Genomic DNA, 15776 nt, shown 5'->3' with positions numbered 1-15776 from the left:
AGTGAGTTTTAAGAAAAGGAGTGTTCAAAGTTGAAAAAAGTGTTCTCAGGAATTTTTTTTGGGTTGATTCTAATCATGACTTCGTCACCGGCATATGCAGCCGATTTTCAAATAAAAGTTGACGGTGTTACAATTGCATCTGATGTAAATCCAGAAGTTAAAAGTAATCGGACAATGGTTCCTTTACGTGTAATTAGTGAAAATTTAGGGGTAAATGTTGTATGGACGGATGCCCAAATCACCCTTACTAAAAACGATATACAGGTAACACTAAAACTTAATCGTAATCAAGTGGAGAAAAACGGTAAAACAGAAACGCTTGATGTAAAGCCATATATGAAGAATAATCGTACTTTTGTTCCGATGCGTTTTCTTGCCGAAACATTTGGCAGCAATATCACTTACAAAAACGGTACAGTAACGGTTGAGACACAGCCTCTCTTTATTGATGGTATAAAAGTAAAAGCATTGCAATACGAATATCATATGACATTAGGCGGAGTCGTACAGCAAATCAATGGGAATGGTTATAACGAAGCTATTTATAATACTTTTATAAAAAATAATGGAAGTAAAATCGAAGCACCTACTTATAATCCTTGGAATTCTCATCCCATTCCAGTAGGAGACTATGATAAAAATGCGCAATTTGATTTTTTAGACCAAGACTCGAACAGTATCAAACGGTTTGATATTTATTTTTCCACGGGGGACTTGGGCGGAGTTTTGGTGCATGATACTACTGCAAATCATTGGTATGTCTACAGTGATACCGCAAGACTGGGAATACTTCAATTAATTGATACAGCCTCGTTGAACGGCTTTGTGACGGTTATGAGTAATACAGTTCCTTAAGGTGGATAATAGTGTTTTACTATTGTTTTAACGGACTTACTTTAATAAGGAGTAGAGCCTTTTTCTACTTAAACAACATTGCAACTTTGTTTGTACCATTACGCAGGTTTATATTTTCATGTTGTCAGAAGAAATGAGGTAATTTATTTGGATGAATGGAAGAAAGTTGTACTTAGTTTACTCGAAATTATTGTAATTCTATCGATTGGTTTACTTTTCACAACTTATATTTTAAGACCTATATACGAGAATTTTGGAATTCAATTTACAGGTGACGTATGGGTAAACTGGTTTGGATTATCGTATATTTTATTCGTCTTATACTCGTTGATTGTCGGTATTTTTATTTTTCAGGAAAGTAATATCTTTAAACAGCGACGTACATCAGTACTCTTTTGGCTCATTTTTATTGGTTCAAATTATGTAGTTTTTATTCCTTTTATAAAAGGTGAAAATCCATTCTAAGACTTCTATATAGTTCATTATTTCAACAATCCCAAAATCTATTACCGACACAAAGTAGGATAAAAATCAAAAACTGCATCCATTTAGATGCAGTTTTATTTTTTTCTAATCAGTGTTTCACCAAGTGGGATTCCAACCACAACAACCAAAACCGTTAAAATTAATAGTGCTCTAAAAATAAAATATGCAGCTTCATCAAACATCGTATCCCTCCTTCTTTTTTACAATACCTACCTCTTACTCCGAAAAAATTATGGTTGTGTTTTAATAATATAGTTTACGCAAGGTACGTATGCAGTTTTTAAAAAATTTGTGCTCTTCAGACATTTCTTTAGTAAGGTCATTTTAATCCATTAGAAAATGCAAGAATACAACCCTGTATTGATGCTATACAAGATCTTCAATCGTTATTTGCTAAAGAATGAGCTAAAGGTTAATAATCCTTTACCCGAGATAATAAATAGTAAACGATACATAAGTAAATTTAATGGGGGTTATGATGATGAGGGTAGCGAAGAAAATAGCCAAGATAGCAGGAATCCTTCTAGTTATACTAACTTTGTTTATGGGGATTGGATACGCTATTCTTGTGATTAATCCGTTAGGAAATAAACCAGGCAAGCCAGTTGCGGATATTGAAGACAAGGTGGAGATTTGGGGAGAAGAAGTGGCAGGTAATCATTCGGGAAGTAAGCTTGATGATATGAATATTAAGGGCAATCCTAACAGACTTTTGGCGACATTCAAATTTTCCACTGGCATTGTGGGAGAAGACTATAAAGACAATGAAGCGGCCATTGATACCTTTACCTATGTCCATGAAATTGAAGGGGGCTATGAAAAATCAACATATGAAGATGAGCCCTATCTGATTCCTTATACGGTAGCGAACAGTGACAGTGCCGTCATTATTATGCCAGGTGGTGGTTATGGCTTTAAGGAAATGGATGGAGGAACAGCGGAAGGAAAGGAAGTAGCTGCATCATTAAATAAAGCAGGTATTAATGCATTCGTTCTCCACTATCGTTCCAATCCCTATGAGTGGCCTATTCCACAGCTAGATGTTCAGCGTGCCGTCCGATTTCTACGTTATCATGCCAATGATTATGGTCTCCATCCAGATCGAATTGGTTTAATAGGTTTTAGTGCTGGAGGCTATCAAACGGGTAGCTTTATTAACCTTATTCAGGGAGAAAATCTGTTTCCTGCTAGTTATCAGCCTGATGCCATTGATGCTGTTGATGATCAAGTAGCATCTGCTGCTATGATTTACCCTGCATTGACGTATCGCTATAATGTGCCCATGCTCTTTGCTTCTTTTAATGATGAAGATGTCAGAAATCCAGAAAAACGTGAAGAGCTCTTGCAGCAGACAGATTTATCTACGCATTTCAGAACAGCTCATATACCTCAGTTTATAGCTTATGGGACAAAGGATTTAGCAATCGGGGTAAAAGGTCCACAGGAATATATCCAATCTGCACGAAACGCAGACGCGGATGTGACTGTGATAGTAGCAGAGGACCAGAATCATGGCTTTAAGCAGGAATACTATATGCGAGCGTATCTTGAATGGGTAAAGAAAATTTTTGCTTCTTTATAATTCGCTTTAAAAGAGCTCAAAGATTTTAGTAAGTGCTATTTTATATGGTTTAAAGTAAAATAGTAGGAAGGTATTTCACCATCAACTCAACTAATCTGATTAGTTGAGTTTTATGTTTTTATAGAAAAGCTACTAAAATATTGTAAAGAAGATGTGATGATTAATGGGGAAAATTGCTATATTAGCAGAGAAACCATCTCAAGCAAGAGCATATGCAGACGCCTTTAAAGTGAAGCAAAAAGAGAAAACCTTTATTGAACTGGAACCCTGTGCTACTTTTCCTCATGGTGCAGTTATTACCTGGGCGGTTGGTCATCTTGTTGAATTAAAGGAGCCGAAAGAATATCAGAAGGAATGGGAGAAGTGGTCGCTTGCTTCATTACCGATCATTCCGCAAAAATTTGAAGATAAAGTGGTCTCTAAAATGTATCCACAATTCAATGCAGTCAAAAAAATCTTTAGTGATCCCCAAGTAACAATGATTTATAACTGCTGTGATAGTGAACGTGAGGGTTCAAATATCTTCTACTCCCTTTTGAAAATGACAAAAGTAAATAAGCCAGTTAAACGATTATGGATCAATTCATTAGAAGTAGAGGAAATCCGAAAAGGTTTTAATCATATGCAAGGTAATGAGCGTGATTTGCTTATGTACCAAGAAGCCAAAACGCGTCAAATTAGCGATTGGCTAGTAGGTATGAACTGTAGTCGCCTCTATACGCTACTGTTGCAGAAAAAGGGCTTCAAGGGCAGTATCTCCATCGGACGAGTACAATCGCCAACCGTCTATTTAATTTATAAAAGACAGCAGGAAATTGAACAGTTCAAGCCTGAAAAATTTTATGAAATCGAAGGGGTATTTAAAGCTCAACATGGTGTATATAAAGGGAAGGCGAAGCTAAAGACAAAAGAGCGGGCTGAGGCAGTGCAGTTATTGCAACAGCATGGGATTGAACCGAATGATTCAGGTCTCATTACAAGTGTCACGAACAAAACGAAGCGTATGGCACCACCTAAACTACATGCACTATCAACTTTACAAGCGGCTGCCAATAAACGTTGGAAATACAGTCCATCACATGTGTTGAAACTTACGCAATCACTTTATGAGAAAAAGCTCGTTTCTTACCCACGTACCGATTCACAGCTCATTACACATAATGAGTTTGCTTATTTAAATGAATCATTAGGAAACTATCAGCAGCTCGTGGGAAAAGCATTTCAGCCAATCAATAGAGGGAAGAACAAGCGCTATGTCGACAGTGCCAATGTTGGGGAGCACTATGCGATAATTCCAACGAAAAAAATACCGACCGCCAAAGCGTTGCAATCCATGAATGCTGATGAACGAAATATTTATTTTGAAATCCTCAATACGACACTCGCTATGTTTCATCAGGATTATGAATACGATGAAAAAACGATTATCACGAATGTCAAAAATGTAGAGTTTAAAACAGTAGGGAAAACAGAGCTTGTCAAAGGCTGGAAAGAATTATTTTCAAATGAGACAGAGGTGCAGGCGCGTGAGGAGTCTTTACCTGTTGTCTTCCAAGATGAGCTGGTACAAAGTAAGATTGCTATTTTAGAAGGCACGACAACACCTCCGAAGCCCTATACAGAAGGTCAACTCATTACGATGATGAAAACCTGTGGTAAATCGGTTGAGGATGAAGAGGAGATCGAGGTGCTGAAATCGATTGAAGGGATTGGGACGGAAGCAACTCGAAGTGGCATTATCGAGACGATTAAGAAGCATGGATTTATTGAAGTACGAAAAAATATCGTGAGCATTACACCGAAAGGACAGCTTTTATGTCAGGCAATTGAAGGAACATTACTGTCAAGTCCTTCCATGACGGCTAAATGGGAAATTTACTTACATAAAATTGGTAAGGGGGAAGGCTCTGCAAAGCATTTTATTGAGAGCATAGGCAAGTTTATTCATCAACTAATAGCAGAGGTGCCTAAACAGTTAGAGTCACTGACAATTGAAGCAGAGCAGTTTAAACCAGCCGTGGTCAAAGATATTGCCATGTGTCCAGCATGCAAGGAAGGGAAAATAGGCTTGCGTAAAAGCTTTTACGGATGTTCGAATTATAAAAATGGTTGTAAGCAAACGTTCCCACAAAGGCTATTAGGAAAAAAACTAACGGAAAAAAACATCCATGATTTATGTAAGAGTGGGAAAACTGCTATGATGAAAGGCTTTAAATCAAAGAATGGCAAACAATTTAATGCAGCCCTCCGTTTGGTAGAAGGAAAAATTGAATTTGAATTTAAAGAAAAGTAAATGCTGATAGTTTCAAAGGACTTCCAACATGAAAGTAGGATAGTGTGTTTGTATAGGACATGCTATCCATTATTAAGTAAATCCGTCACCTAAAAGGAGCGATGTAATGACGACTATAAAAGAAATTGGCAGCTTATGTCTGACGGATAGTGATGGATACATAATTAATCATGCAGATTGGAATAAAATCAACCCCATTTTTCTTGCTGTCATCAACGATGTGGTTCATACCTATCGCACCCTTCTCCAAGATGACTTACATAGCATTTATATAAGGGGATCGATTCCAAAGGGTATAGGTATTGAAGGAGTAGCTGACTTAGACACGATAGCGGTCACGAAGCATAAGCCTAAAAAACAGCAGGTAAAGCGGATAAAAGAAGTAGAACAAGCGTTAACTCAAAACCATCATTGTGTAGATGGGATTGAGCTAAGTGTATTCGGCAAAGAAGATATTTTAAATACGACATCTTTTTCAATCATTAGTTTCATCCTCCAAACCCATAGTATATGTGTCTTTGGAGAGGATTTAATACCTCGATTACCAAGATATAAAGCGAACGAGGCTTTAGCGAATGACCACCTTATTCATTTGCAGGGGCAAATAAAAAATGCCTGTGATGATCTTCAAGATAATTCGGATAGAGAGGATATTAAAGATTGTTGTAAGTGGATTATGAAAATTATAGTAAGAGCAGGGCTTGCACTTGTCATAACAAAGGAAAACACCTATACAAGGGATTTATACCCCGCCTACAAACGGTTCTCAGAATATTTCCCTGACAAGGAAAGCGACATGAGAAGGGCACTTGAATATGCAATAACACCCATAATCGATACGAACGTTTTGTTATTGTTTTTAAATGAATTTGGAACGTGGATGGTCAGTGAAGCGGAGAAATGGTTACAATTCTATAACCCTACTAGAGAATTAAACATGAAAATCGTATAACTTTCGAGACAAATAGAGAAAGGTAATCACATTTGCGTTGTGATTACCTTTTGTTGTTAATTGAAATTTGGTGTTCTGCTTTATCTTTCAAAAGGGTTGTCAATATAAGGGCCTTTAATGGTAATACGCATTAACTGGGTCGCCATAAATTTGGGGGTATAGGGCATATCATTTTCTAACCACCAGACGATTACTTCAAGAAAGGCGGCTGCATAAAAACGGACGGCCATTTCGCGCGGCACGGTCAGCTTTTGGTCGTCAGGCTCCATCATTTGAATGCCGCTCGAGACAAAATTGATAATAATGTCTTTAAGGCCATCGGAGAAATAAGGGATATTTTTTTCTGTGAGATAGACCTTGTATAGCTTACTATTCAGCGCTATTTGTTCAAATAAATGCATAAATGTCTCATGTGGCTGGTCATAATTTGGTAATAAATCAAAATCCTTCTTCTCTTCGAAGGGTGGATGAATACTACTTACAAGCTCATGCAAGGCTTCTTCTGAGCTTTGATAGAGAAGGTCTAATTTATCACGGTAATGTAAATAAAAAGTGGCACGGTTTAATGTAGCTCGTTGTGTAATATCTTGTACCGTGATCTTTTCATAGCCTTGTTCATCAATTAATGCCACTAGTGCATCTCTTAATAATTGGCGCGTTCTGATGACGCGAGGGTCCATTTTTTTCGACATTTTGAAGCTCCTTGTATTAAATTTTCTATTTAAACAACAGTCCGATTGCAAGTGTTGTGAAAGCATCATTATGGGCTTTGGTGTTGTTTGCCCTTTTTCAATTGCGCGTTATAATTATATTAACGACACCGTGTCGATAATACAACTAGTTGTTAACGTGTTCACGAATTGTTCATTTATATAGAAGAAAGGGAGTTTTATGATGGGTCGTTTAAATGGGAAAGTAGCAATTATTACAGGAGCAGCAATGGGAATGGGCGCTTCTGAGGCAAAACTATTTGCACAAGAAGGCGCAAAGGTCATTGCAACAGATGTACAAATCGAGCCCTTGAATAATTTAGTAAAAGAAATTAAAGAAAATGGTGGGGACATTATTGGTCTTCAACATAATGTTACTTCTGAGGATGAGTGGAAAGCAGTGATTGCCGAGGCTGTAAAGGCATATGGCAAAGTAGATATCCTCGTCAACAATGCGGGCGTTTCATCACCTAAAACAATTGCCAACATGGAAATGGCTGAATGGAATAAAATTATGGATATTAACCTGAATGGTTGTATCATTGGCATGAAATATATGATTCCTGAAATGCAAAAAGCTGGCGGTGGTTCAATTATCAATATTTCTTCGATCGGTGGAATCGTGGGAATGGCTGGTACAAGCCCCTATACAGCAGCAAAAGGAGCGCTTCGTGTGCTTTCTAAATCGGCTGCGATTGAATATGGTAAAGATAAAATTCGTGTGAATTCTGTTCATCCAGGCATTATTGTAACACCAATGACAGCGCCTACGATGGAAGAGGGCGGTGCATTGCCATACTATCAAGCTTACACGCAATTACCATACTTCGGTGAACCTGAAGATGTAGCTTATGGCGTAGTGTTCTTAGCATCAGACGAATCCCGCTTTATGACAGGCGCAGAGCTCGTAATCGATGGCGGCTGGACAGCCATTTAATCCAATAGCAAAAAAAAACTAGGCATCACTCGACGTGAGCCTAGTTTTTTTATATCCACAGTCACTCCATAAAGGCCTCAGGAACGAGCGAAAAACCTCATAAATAAAAGAAAAAGCCTTGCTGAAGGAATCCTTGATACATACAAAAATAGCACAGACATAGTGGATATTTGTGCATATCATAAATGGAGTAAGCGTTTTCTTCATTTATATAGAAGAAAGTCAAAACCGAAAATTTCACGATTATGTGAACGTCACGAAAAAAAATTCACAAAAACCTTAACTATTTCATGTGAAATCCGTATAATAAATCAAACAGTACGAAAATTGTCCATATTTCTCGAAAAATTGCGTGAATTTTTTAAATTGTATTGACGTAGGAAACGATAATTTGTACACTGTGTACAGTCAATTGTTTTGTGGAGGAATACAATTAATTTGAAAAAGTTAGGATTTGATAGATATGATCGTGTGTAAATTTGGTGGAACATCTGTAGCAAGTGCAGAACAAATACAAAAAGTAGCAAACATTGTAAAATCTAATCCGGCGCGTAAGATTGTTGCCGTTTCAGCACCAGGGAAACGTTCTGGTGACGATATAAAAGTAACTGACCTATTAATACAATTAGCAAATGCAGCGTTACTACAAGAGAATACAGAGGAAAAATTGCAAACTGTTGTGGATCGTTTTAGAGCGATTGCTGATGGTTTGGGGCTAGATAATGCCATTTGTGACGTAATCGCAGAAGATTTACGTGAACGTGTACAAGGTGACAAAACAAATGTGGAATTATTCATCGATAGTATTAAAGCAGCAGGTGAAGATAATAACGCCAAGCTTATTGCAGCTTACTTTAATGCCATTGGTATGCCCGCACGCTATGTCAGTCCTAAAGAAGGTTTAGTGGTCAATGATTTACCAGAAAGAACCTTTGCATTACCTGAAGCGTATGCTAATTTAGCCCCTTTAAAAGACACAAAAGAAATTATTGTGTTCCCAGGGTTCTTCGGTTACACTAAAGCGGGCGTATTGCGAACATTTGACCGCGGTGGCTCTGATATTACAGGCTCTATTTTAGCAGCAGCCGTTGAAGCGGAGCTGTATGAAAACTTTACGGATGTGGATTGTGTGTTCTCCGCGAATCCGAAAGTCGTCAACGATCCAGTGGAAATTAAAGAAATTACGTATCGCGAAATGCGCGAATTATCATATGCAGGCTTTTCAGTGTTCCATGATGAAGCGTTAATGCCTGTCTACAAGATTGGGGTGCCCGTTAACATAAAAAATACAAATAATCCATCAGCCCCAGGTACACGTATTGTACCAAGCCGTCCTGCAACAGGTCGTCCAGTTACAGGTATTTCGGCAGACAGTGGCTTTTCAACTTTATATGTCTCTAAATATTTGATGAATCGTGAGGTAGGCTTTGGACGTAAGCTACTCCAAATTTTAGAAGATGAAAATATTTCTTATGAACACACACCATCTGGTTTAGACGATATTTCTGTCATCATGCGTTCGAATCAACTAACACCAGAAAATGAAGCACGCATTCTTAGTCGTGTGAAAGAAGAGCTACATGCAGAGTATGTAGAAATGCGTCACGGTTTTTCCATGATCGTGATTGTGGGCGAAGGGATGCGTCATAACACAGGATTAGCTGCCCGTGCTGCCACAGCGATTTCAAAAACTGGCGCAAATATTGAAATGATCAATCAAGGTTCTTCTGAAGTGAGCCTCGTGTTTGGTGTCCTTCAGGAATATGAAAACCGCATTTTACAAGCGTTATATGAAGAGTTTTTTGCCCATGCAAAAGCATAATGACACAATCGTCACTAATCCAAGTGTTTCTTGCTTGGATTAGTGTTTTCTTTTTGCCGAGAATACGGTAAAATCGAGGGCGTACATAGTTGGGAGGGTTATTCGTGAAGAATTTAACAATCGGTATGCTTTTTTCAATCATCGGGATACTTTTTGTCTGTTTAACGATTATGGATATTTTACCGTCATCGACAAAAACAATGAAAATTGTTTACATAGGCATTGGGTGGGTCTTTATTATCGTCGGCTCTGTCATCCGCTTTAAGAATCTCAAACAAAAGCAGCAATAACACTTTGAAAATGGAATTGTGACAATAGCCAAAGTTATGATACAATTTCAAAGAAAATAAATAATTTGAGTATTATGAAGTTGTTATTCTGTACAAATGTTCAGAAGGTTCAAATTTTAATAAAGAATCGACCGTACAAATTCTTCTTTGTAAGAATTTGTTTTTTTATGTTCCGTCATAACTTTATCGCGAGGAGGCGATTGATTGCCTATACTTACTAAGGATTGCATTGATATTTTTGACAATTATGTTGCCCTTCAAACAGCTTCAGCCATGAAGGTTGTATCCTCAGCCATGCATAACCCAGGCTTTGGTCATTATACGCATCTGATGAATCGAACGGTGCCTATTACCTATGATGAACGACAGCCACATCAGGAATTGCTGCAGTTTTTGCAGGCACAGCATTTCCCGCATGACAATACAGTGGCTATGATGACGGCTGTCCAAGCCAAGTTTGCGACTATTCGTGACTTTACATATGAGGGAATCCACCTTGTCATTATGATTACCGCAGGGCTTGGCAATGCGGTGGATATTACCCGTGCTTTTCAACGAGAGGAGCAGTACCATGCAGGCACCATTAATACTTGGGTGCTGATCAATGGCAAGCTGTCTGATGAGGCACTTTTTCAGGCAATGATTTCAACTACGGAAGCCAAGGTCAAGGCTTTAGTAGATGAAGGTGTTACGGATCCTACGACAGGCACGCTAGCTACAGGTACATCTACTGATAGCTTGCTTATTGCCTCGACAGAAGAAGGGGACTTCCATCAATATGCAGGTCCCATCACCATGCTTGGCAAGATCATTGGCTATGGTGTTTATGAAACGATGTGTGAGGCGGTTAGAAAATACAAAAAAGATAAAGAGGAGAGGTCTAAATGATTGCTATCGTGATTGCCTGCATCATAGGGCTTATTTTTGATTTAGTAGTAGGGGACCCTCCGAAGCTTCCTCATCCTGTACGCTGGATTGGACACTTGATTCAATCGCAAACAGCTTTATGGAATAAGGGCAAATGGCGCAAGCTACGTGGGACAGTGATGGCACTTGCTGTTGTTGGCACGACCATGTTTGTGGTGACGCTAATTCTATTACTAAGCTATCAGGTGAGTATCATTTTTGGCATCCTTGTAGAGGGTCTGCTGATTGGTATCGGACTGGCACAGCGGAGCTTGAAGGAGGCGGCGATGGCTGTCTATGAGCCGCTTGTCAAAGGGGATTTTTCGGAAGCACGTGTTAAGCTGTCTTGGATTGTCGGACGTGATACCGATAAACTAGGTGAGGATGAAATTGTGCGTGGTGTGGTAGAAACGGTTTCTGAGAATACAAGTGATGGTGTGACAGCTCCACTCTTTTATGCCTTTCTATTTGGGGCAATTGGTTTATGGGGCTATAAGGCTGTCAATACCTTAGATTCGATGGTGGGCTATAAAAATGAAAAATATAAAGACTTTGGTATGTTTTCAGCCAAGCTTGATGATGTCCTGAATTTTATTCCAAGTCGCATTACAGGCTTACTGATCGTGCTTGGTACGAAAAATGAAACAGATCGTTCGCTTGGCAAGCGCTTAAAGCGTTGGGTACAGGACGCTAAGAAACATCCTAGTCCAAATAGTGGCTATTTAGAGGCAGCGACTGCAGTGCAGCTTGGTGTACAGCTAGGAGGAAAAAATACGTATCAGGGCGTTGTTTCTCATCGAGCAATTATGGGGGAAAAATTAGTGCCATTAACGAAAGAGCATATTGCAACGTCCATTATTCATATGCGTATTGCCACAGTACTGTTTGCGCTTGTTATGTTAGCAGTGGAGGTGTTAATTTATGCGGTTACCTAATCACGGAGCAAATCCGCAAAATGTTTATCAGCAATTAGGCTTAACGATGCCTGAGGTGGTGTATGATTTCAGCGAAAATGTCAATGCGGCAGGACCACCAGCCTTTGTGGAGGCACGTTGGCGTACTTTTTATCCACTAATTCAGCGCTATCCAGATCCAGATGGGGAGCCTTTTTTAACGAAGGTCGCGGCTTTTCATCAAGTAGCAAAGAATACGATTTTACTAGGTAATGGGGCTTCAGAGCTTTTTAGTGTACTAGCAAGACGCTATGCCAATAAGCGTGTCATCATTGTGCATCCAACTTTTTCAGAGTATGAGCGAACATTGCGTGCAGCAGGTGCTACGATCGTTCCTATTGTCGCGACAGATTTTATCAATTACACATTGCCATTAGAGCAGCTACAGCAGGAAATGTTGACGGCAGATGCTGTATATCTTTGTACACCTAATAATCCAACTGGCGTACTGCCAAATAAGGAAGATTTACTTGCCTTAATCGCACACGGAGCAATCGTTAACTGTGAGCTTGTTATCGATGAGGCATTTATGGATTGGGTAGATGAGGCGCATTCGCTGATTCAGTTTAGTGCACAAAACCCACATGTTATTGTCGTTCGTTCGATGACTAAAATGTATGCGATTCCAGGTTTACGACTTGGGTATTTGGTTGCGCATGCTACAATTGTGAGCGCCTTAAAAGAAATGCTACCGCATTGGAATTTAAATGCCTTTGCGCTTGTAATTGGGGCAAGCTGTTTAGACGAGCAGCACTATTGTCAGCAGGCAATTACCTATGCCTCAGCGCAAAGGGAATGGCTGCATCGTTACTTACAGGACAATGGCTGCCAAGTAACGAATAGTGTGACGAATTATGTGTGCTTCTCCTTACCGAAAACACAGCAAGCGGACGCCTTTTTCACCTATTGTCTTGCACAGGGTGTTGTGCTGCGTCACACAAAAAACTTTCAAGGTTTGCAGGGGGAGTGGTTCCGTATTGGCATAAAAGACATTGCAGCCATGACATCTTTACATAATTGTCTACAAACGTGGTTTAACCTAAATAAGGGGAGAGAAAAGTGACAACTTTTTATCTAGTAAGACATGGGGAAACACAATGGAATCAGGAGCATCGACTACAGGGGTGGCTGGATTCTCCATTAACGGAAAACGGTAGAGCAGCGGCTGAAAAACTTCACAAGCAACTGCAACAGATTCCTTTTACCGCTGCTTATTGTAGTTCAAGTGGTCGTGCAAGAGAGACGATGGCTATTTTGATGGCCAATCGCAAGCTACCTATTGCCTATGAAGATGATTTACGGGAGATTTATTTAGGGAAATGGCAGGGGCAGACAATCGACGAGATACTGGCGACACATAAGCTTGATTATGAGCTATATACGAACTACCCCGCGCAGTTTGTGGCGAGTCATACAGAAAGCTTTGGAGCCGTGACAGAAAGAGCGATGTTTACATTAAAAAAAATAGCAGCTCAACATCAGAATGAAACGATCCTCATCGTCTCCCACGCTGTAACGATTAAATGCATTATCAATGCTATTTTACAGCGCAGCATTAGTGAGCTGTGGGCAGCCCCATACATTCATGGGACAAGTGTGACAGTGATTGAACGGCAAGGTCAACAATGGCTTGTGAAGGATATTGGTAATTTACATCATTTACAATAGGAGGTATCCTACATGGCGCTTATTTTTATTACAGGTGGTGTACGTAGTGGTAAATCCCATTTTGCCGAGCAAGCAGCGCTTCAGCATTATGAGGCACAGGCATGTACAGCGAAACGCTTGCTCTATTTGGCTTCGGGTATTGCCTTAGATCATGAAATGGAAAAAAGAATCTTACGGCATCAGGCAGATCGCCAGGCACAACCTATTCAATGGCTGACGGTGGAGGCTCCCTATGTAATTTCTGAAGTCTTTGAGACACTTCAGGATGGAGATGTGGTGCTGTGGGATTGCGTGACAACTTGGCTGACCAATGCTTTTTACGAAGGCTATGACAAGGGGACACCCTGTTTACAACAGCCTGGTTGTTTAGCTAAGAAGCTACAGGCCGTCAAGCAGGCGATCCAATCACTACTGAAGAAGGATTTGACTTTTTTTGTGGTATCCAATGAACTGTTTGATGAACCTCCTTATGCTAGTGATGAAGTAGAATTATACCGACGAACGCTCGGACAGTTCCATCAATGGTTGGTTTCTATGGCACAGGAGGCCTATGAAATGAACTATGGCATTGTAAAGAGATGGAAATAATCAAGAAGGAAGGCAAGAGGATGAAAAATTTTTGGCATAGCCTCCTACTGGCATTTCAATTTTTTACGGTATTGCCAGTACATAAAGAGCTTCCGCTAACAAGGTCCACCATCACAGGCATGTTTGCTTGCTTACCGTGGGTAGGTGCTTTAATGGGAACAACGGTGGCAGCTGTGCTTTATAGTCTTATGCAGTGGACAGCCAGCAGTGAAGTGATGCTAGCTTTCACTGTGATAGGGCTATTTGCTTTATGGACAGGTGGTTTGCACTTAGACGGCTTTATTGATATGGGCGATGCCTATTTTTCCTATCGAGATCGAGAAAAACGATTGGAGATTTTAGATGACCCCCGTGTGGGAGCGTTCGGAGTATTGGCTGTGGTGTTTTTATTAATGGGGAAATTTGTTATTCTACATGAGCTTTTTGTGCAGCAGAAGTTCGACTTGTGGATGGTACTATTCGTTCCATTTCTAACAAGGGTGGGCATGAGCTTTTATTTTATGTCACTCCATTGCTCAAAGGAAAAAGGTCTTGCTTATTTTTTTAAGTCTCATATGAATGCTAATCGATTAAAAGTGATCATGCTGTTATCGCTCGTATTGGCGATGACGGTTGTTTTTATCAGCACGCAGTTCTTACTTCTTCCTGTTGTCCTAGTCGTCGTTTTAGCCATTGCACTTTTTATTTTTCGACAATTTACGTTGCGTAATTTTGGTGGAGTATCTGGCGATTTACTGGGTGCCTCCATTGAAGGGATGGAGGTGGTGCTATGGGTGACATTGTTACTGTGTGCTTAATACGGCATGCGCCTACAAAAGAGAATCTTGAAAAGCGTTACCTTGGGTGGACGGACGCACCATTAGCAGATACAGTCAAGCTTGCTGTTGTGGATGCAATGGTTAAAAAGGTATATGGCAGTGATCTACAGCGCTGTCGACAAACGGCTGCTCATTATTTTCCCAATGCTAGCTACCAGGCAGAGGCATCCCTTCGAGAGACGAACTTTGGTGCATTCGAAGGGAAAACCTATGAGGAGCTAAAAATGGATGCTCACTATCGGGCATGGATAGATGATCCAATCCGTACACCCCCTCCACAAGGTGAGGCATTCGATGATTTTATGAAACGTGTTGTAGATGGATTTCATTATTTACCGAAAAATGAGGATAGCTATTATTTAGTGGTTCATGGTGGGGTTATTCGTGCCTTACTTGTTGCGTTTGCGCCAACAGAGCAGCCCTTTTGGTCCTATCAGGTGCCACATGATAAACAATTTGTTTTAACATTTACAAGAAAGGCTTGGGAGGAGGGAGCACGATGCATGTCTTTATTGGAGGTGCCTATAACGGCAAAACCGACTATGTGAGGCGCTTGTATGAACAGCAACAGATGGTTATGATTGCTGGCGAACTACCTGAGGTAGCGCCCGCCTGTAATGTCCTTGTCCTAAAGAACTTAGAAAAATGGCTTGTGACACAAAACTTGGAGGAAGATGAACTAATCGTTCAAAAGGTGCTAGCCACATTACAAGAGCTTGAGCAGCATTGCACACTCGTACTTATTGTGACGGATATGGGGCGTGGGGTTGTGCCAATGGAAAAACAAGCCCGACAGCTACGCGATACCTGTGGTCGTCTATACCAAGCTTTGTTCAAGGAAGCGGAGCAAGTTGTACGGATTTGGTATGGAATAGCTGAGCCATTGAAGTAAAGTAGACATTCAACAGAAAAGAGG

The 15776-nt window shown here is 40.1% G+C and carries 17 protein-coding genes; 16 read left to right on the top strand and 1 reads right to left on the bottom strand.

Annotation, left to right across the window (positions count from 1 at the left end):
- Positions 1-30 precede the first annotated feature (30 nt).
- The 5 genes from HXV90_RS06165 to HXV90_RS06145 all read left to right on the top strand — a co-directional run bounded on the left by HXV90_RS06165 (position 31) and on the right by HXV90_RS06145 (position 6168).
- On the top strand, positions 31-855 hold the full coding sequence (locus HXV90_RS06165; RefSeq protein WP_269898634.1) for a copper amine oxidase N-terminal domain-containing protein: 825 nt from the start codon (positions 31-33) through the stop codon (positions 853-855).
- 147 nt (positions 856-1002) lie between these two features.
- Positions 1003-1320, top strand: a complete 318-nt coding sequence (locus HXV90_RS06160) for a hypothetical protein (protein WP_054548773.1) — start codon at positions 1003-1005, stop codon at positions 1318-1320.
- A 502-nt stretch (positions 1321-1822) separates the two neighbouring features.
- Positions 1823-2923, top strand: a complete 1101-nt coding sequence (locus HXV90_RS06155) for an alpha/beta hydrolase (protein ID WP_054548772.1) — start codon at positions 1823-1825, stop codon at positions 2921-2923.
- Between the two features lie 163 nt (positions 2924-3086).
- Positions 3087-5216, top strand: coding sequence for a type IA DNA topoisomerase (topB, locus tag HXV90_RS06150; protein ID WP_054548771.1), 2130 nt, complete (start codon positions 3087-3089; stop codon positions 5214-5216).
- Positions 5217-5322: 106 nt separating this feature from the next.
- Entirely contained in the window at positions 5323-6168 is an 846-nt protein-coding gene (locus HXV90_RS06145; RefSeq protein WP_054548770.1) for a hypothetical protein, read from the top strand.
- Positions 6169-6248: 80 nt separating this feature from the next.
- Here HXV90_RS06145 and HXV90_RS06140 read toward each other — a convergent pair whose 3' ends face one another.
- Positions 6249-6860, bottom strand: a complete 612-nt coding sequence (locus tag HXV90_RS06140; RefSeq protein WP_009371039.1) for a TetR/AcrR family transcriptional regulator — start codon at positions 6858-6860, stop codon at positions 6249-6251.
- 202 nt (positions 6861-7062) lie between these two features.
- Here HXV90_RS06140 and HXV90_RS06135 point away from each other — a divergent pair, with 202 nt between their 5' ends.
- The 11 genes from HXV90_RS06135 (at position 7063) to HXV90_RS06085 (ending at position 15752) form a co-directional block, all read left to right on the top strand.
- Entirely contained in the window at positions 7063-7815 is a 753-nt protein-coding gene (locus tag HXV90_RS06135) for a glucose 1-dehydrogenase (protein WP_054548769.1), read from the top strand.
- A gap of 463 nt (positions 7816-8278) precedes the next feature.
- Positions 8279-9637, top strand: coding sequence for an aspartate kinase (locus tag HXV90_RS06130; protein ID WP_048390622.1), 1359 nt, complete (start codon positions 8279-8281; stop codon positions 9635-9637).
- A 104-nt stretch (positions 9638-9741) separates the two neighbouring features.
- Positions 9742-9927 (top strand): hypothetical protein, encoded by a 186-nt coding sequence (locus tag HXV90_RS06125; RefSeq protein WP_048390624.1) that lies wholly within the window; start codon positions 9742-9744, stop codon positions 9925-9927.
- 204 nt (positions 9928-10131) lie between these two features.
- Positions 10132-10815, top strand: coding sequence for an adenosylcobinamide amidohydrolase (locus HXV90_RS06120; protein WP_054548768.1), 684 nt, complete (start codon positions 10132-10134; stop codon positions 10813-10815).
- The gene (gene cbiB, locus HXV90_RS06115) at positions 10812-11768 is read left to right on the top strand and encodes an adenosylcobinamide-phosphate synthase CbiB (RefSeq protein ID WP_048390628.1); all 957 of its coding nucleotides are present in this window, start codon (positions 10812-10814) and stop codon (positions 11766-11768) included. The genes HXV90_RS06120 and cbiB overlap by 4 nt, the downstream gene beginning before the upstream one ends.
- Entirely contained in the window at positions 11755-12849 is a 1095-nt protein-coding gene (locus HXV90_RS06110) for a pyridoxal phosphate-dependent aminotransferase (protein WP_269898633.1), read from the top strand. The genes cbiB and HXV90_RS06110 overlap by 14 nt, the downstream gene beginning before the upstream one ends.
- Positions 12846-13454 carry a histidine phosphatase family protein gene (locus HXV90_RS06105; protein WP_269898632.1) on the top strand — a complete coding sequence of 203 codons (609 nt, stop codon included), beginning with the start codon at positions 12846-12848 and terminating at the stop codon, positions 13452-13454. The genes HXV90_RS06110 and HXV90_RS06105 overlap by 4 nt, the downstream gene beginning before the upstream one ends.
- A 12-nt stretch (positions 13455-13466) precedes the next feature.
- Positions 13467-14042 carry a bifunctional adenosylcobinamide kinase/adenosylcobinamide-phosphate guanylyltransferase gene (locus HXV90_RS06100; protein WP_269898631.1) on the top strand — a complete coding sequence of 192 codons (576 nt, stop codon included), beginning with the start codon at positions 13467-13469 and terminating at the stop codon, positions 14040-14042.
- Between the two features lie 20 nt (positions 14043-14062).
- Positions 14063-14839, top strand: a complete 777-nt coding sequence (gene cobS, locus HXV90_RS06095; RefSeq protein WP_269898630.1) for an adenosylcobinamide-GDP ribazoletransferase — start codon at positions 14063-14065, stop codon at positions 14837-14839.
- Complete coding sequence (locus HXV90_RS06090; RefSeq protein ID WP_269898629.1) at positions 14812-15408, top strand: histidine phosphatase family protein; 597 nt, start codon at positions 14812-14814, stop codon at positions 15406-15408. Before cobS ends, HXV90_RS06090 begins: the two co-directional genes overlap by 28 nt.
- A complete protein-coding gene (locus HXV90_RS06085) occupies positions 15360-15752 on the top strand; it encodes a bifunctional adenosylcobinamide kinase/adenosylcobinamide-phosphate guanylyltransferase (protein ID WP_269898628.1) in 393 nt (130 codons plus the stop codon). Before HXV90_RS06090 ends, HXV90_RS06085 begins: the two co-directional genes overlap by 49 nt.
- The last annotated feature ends 24 nt before the right edge of the window (positions 15753-15776 follow it).

Origin of the sequence: Lysinibacillus sp. JK80 (genome assembly GCF_027557635.1) — a bacterium.
GTDB classification, from domain to species: domain Bacteria; phylum Bacillota; class Bacilli; order Bacillales_A; family Planococcaceae; genus Lysinibacillus; species Lysinibacillus capsici.
This window is presented reverse-complemented; position numbering and strand designations above follow the sequence as displayed.

Excerpts from the sequence above, each read along its gene's own strand:
- HXV90_RS06130 (WP_048390622.1), top strand. The coding sequence starts at position 8,279 with ATGATCGTGTGTAAATTTGGTGGAACATCTGTAGCAAGTGCAGAACAA.
- HXV90_RS06155 (WP_054548772.1), top strand. The coding sequence starts at position 1,823 with ATGAGGGTAGCGAAGAAAATAGCCAAGATAGCAGGAATCCTTCTAGTT.
- cbiB (WP_048390628.1), top strand. The coding sequence starts at position 10,812 with ATGATTGCTATCGTGATTGCCTGCATCATAGGGCTTATTTTTGATTTA.
- cobS (WP_269898630.1), top strand. The coding sequence starts at position 14,063 with ATGAAAAATTTTTGGCATAGCCTCCTACTGGCATTTCAATTTTTTACG.
- HXV90_RS06090 (WP_269898629.1), top strand. The coding sequence starts at position 14,812 with ATGGGTGACATTGTTACTGTGTGCTTAATACGGCATGCGCCTACAAAA.
- HXV90_RS06145 (WP_054548770.1), top strand. The coding sequence starts at position 5,323 with ATGACGACTATAAAAGAAATTGGCAGCTTATGTCTGACGGATAGTGAT.
- HXV90_RS06110 (WP_269898633.1), top strand. The coding sequence starts at position 11,755 with ATGCGGTTACCTAATCACGGAGCAAATCCGCAAAATGTTTATCAGCAA.
- topB (WP_054548771.1), top strand. The coding sequence starts at position 3,087 with ATGGGGAAAATTGCTATATTAGCAGAGAAACCATCTCAAGCAAGAGCA.
- HXV90_RS06085 (WP_269898628.1), top strand. The coding sequence starts at position 15,360 with ATGCATGTCTTTATTGGAGGTGCCTATAACGGCAAAACCGACTATGTG.
- HXV90_RS06100 (WP_269898631.1), top strand. The coding sequence starts at position 13,467 with ATGGCGCTTATTTTTATTACAGGTGGTGTACGTAGTGGTAAATCCCAT.
- HXV90_RS06140 (WP_009371039.1), bottom strand. The coding sequence starts at position 6,860 with ATGTCGAAAAAAATGGACCCTCGCGTCATCAGAACGCGCCAATTATTA.
- HXV90_RS06135 (WP_054548769.1), top strand. The coding sequence starts at position 7,063 with ATGGGTCGTTTAAATGGGAAAGTAGCAATTATTACAGGAGCAGCAATG.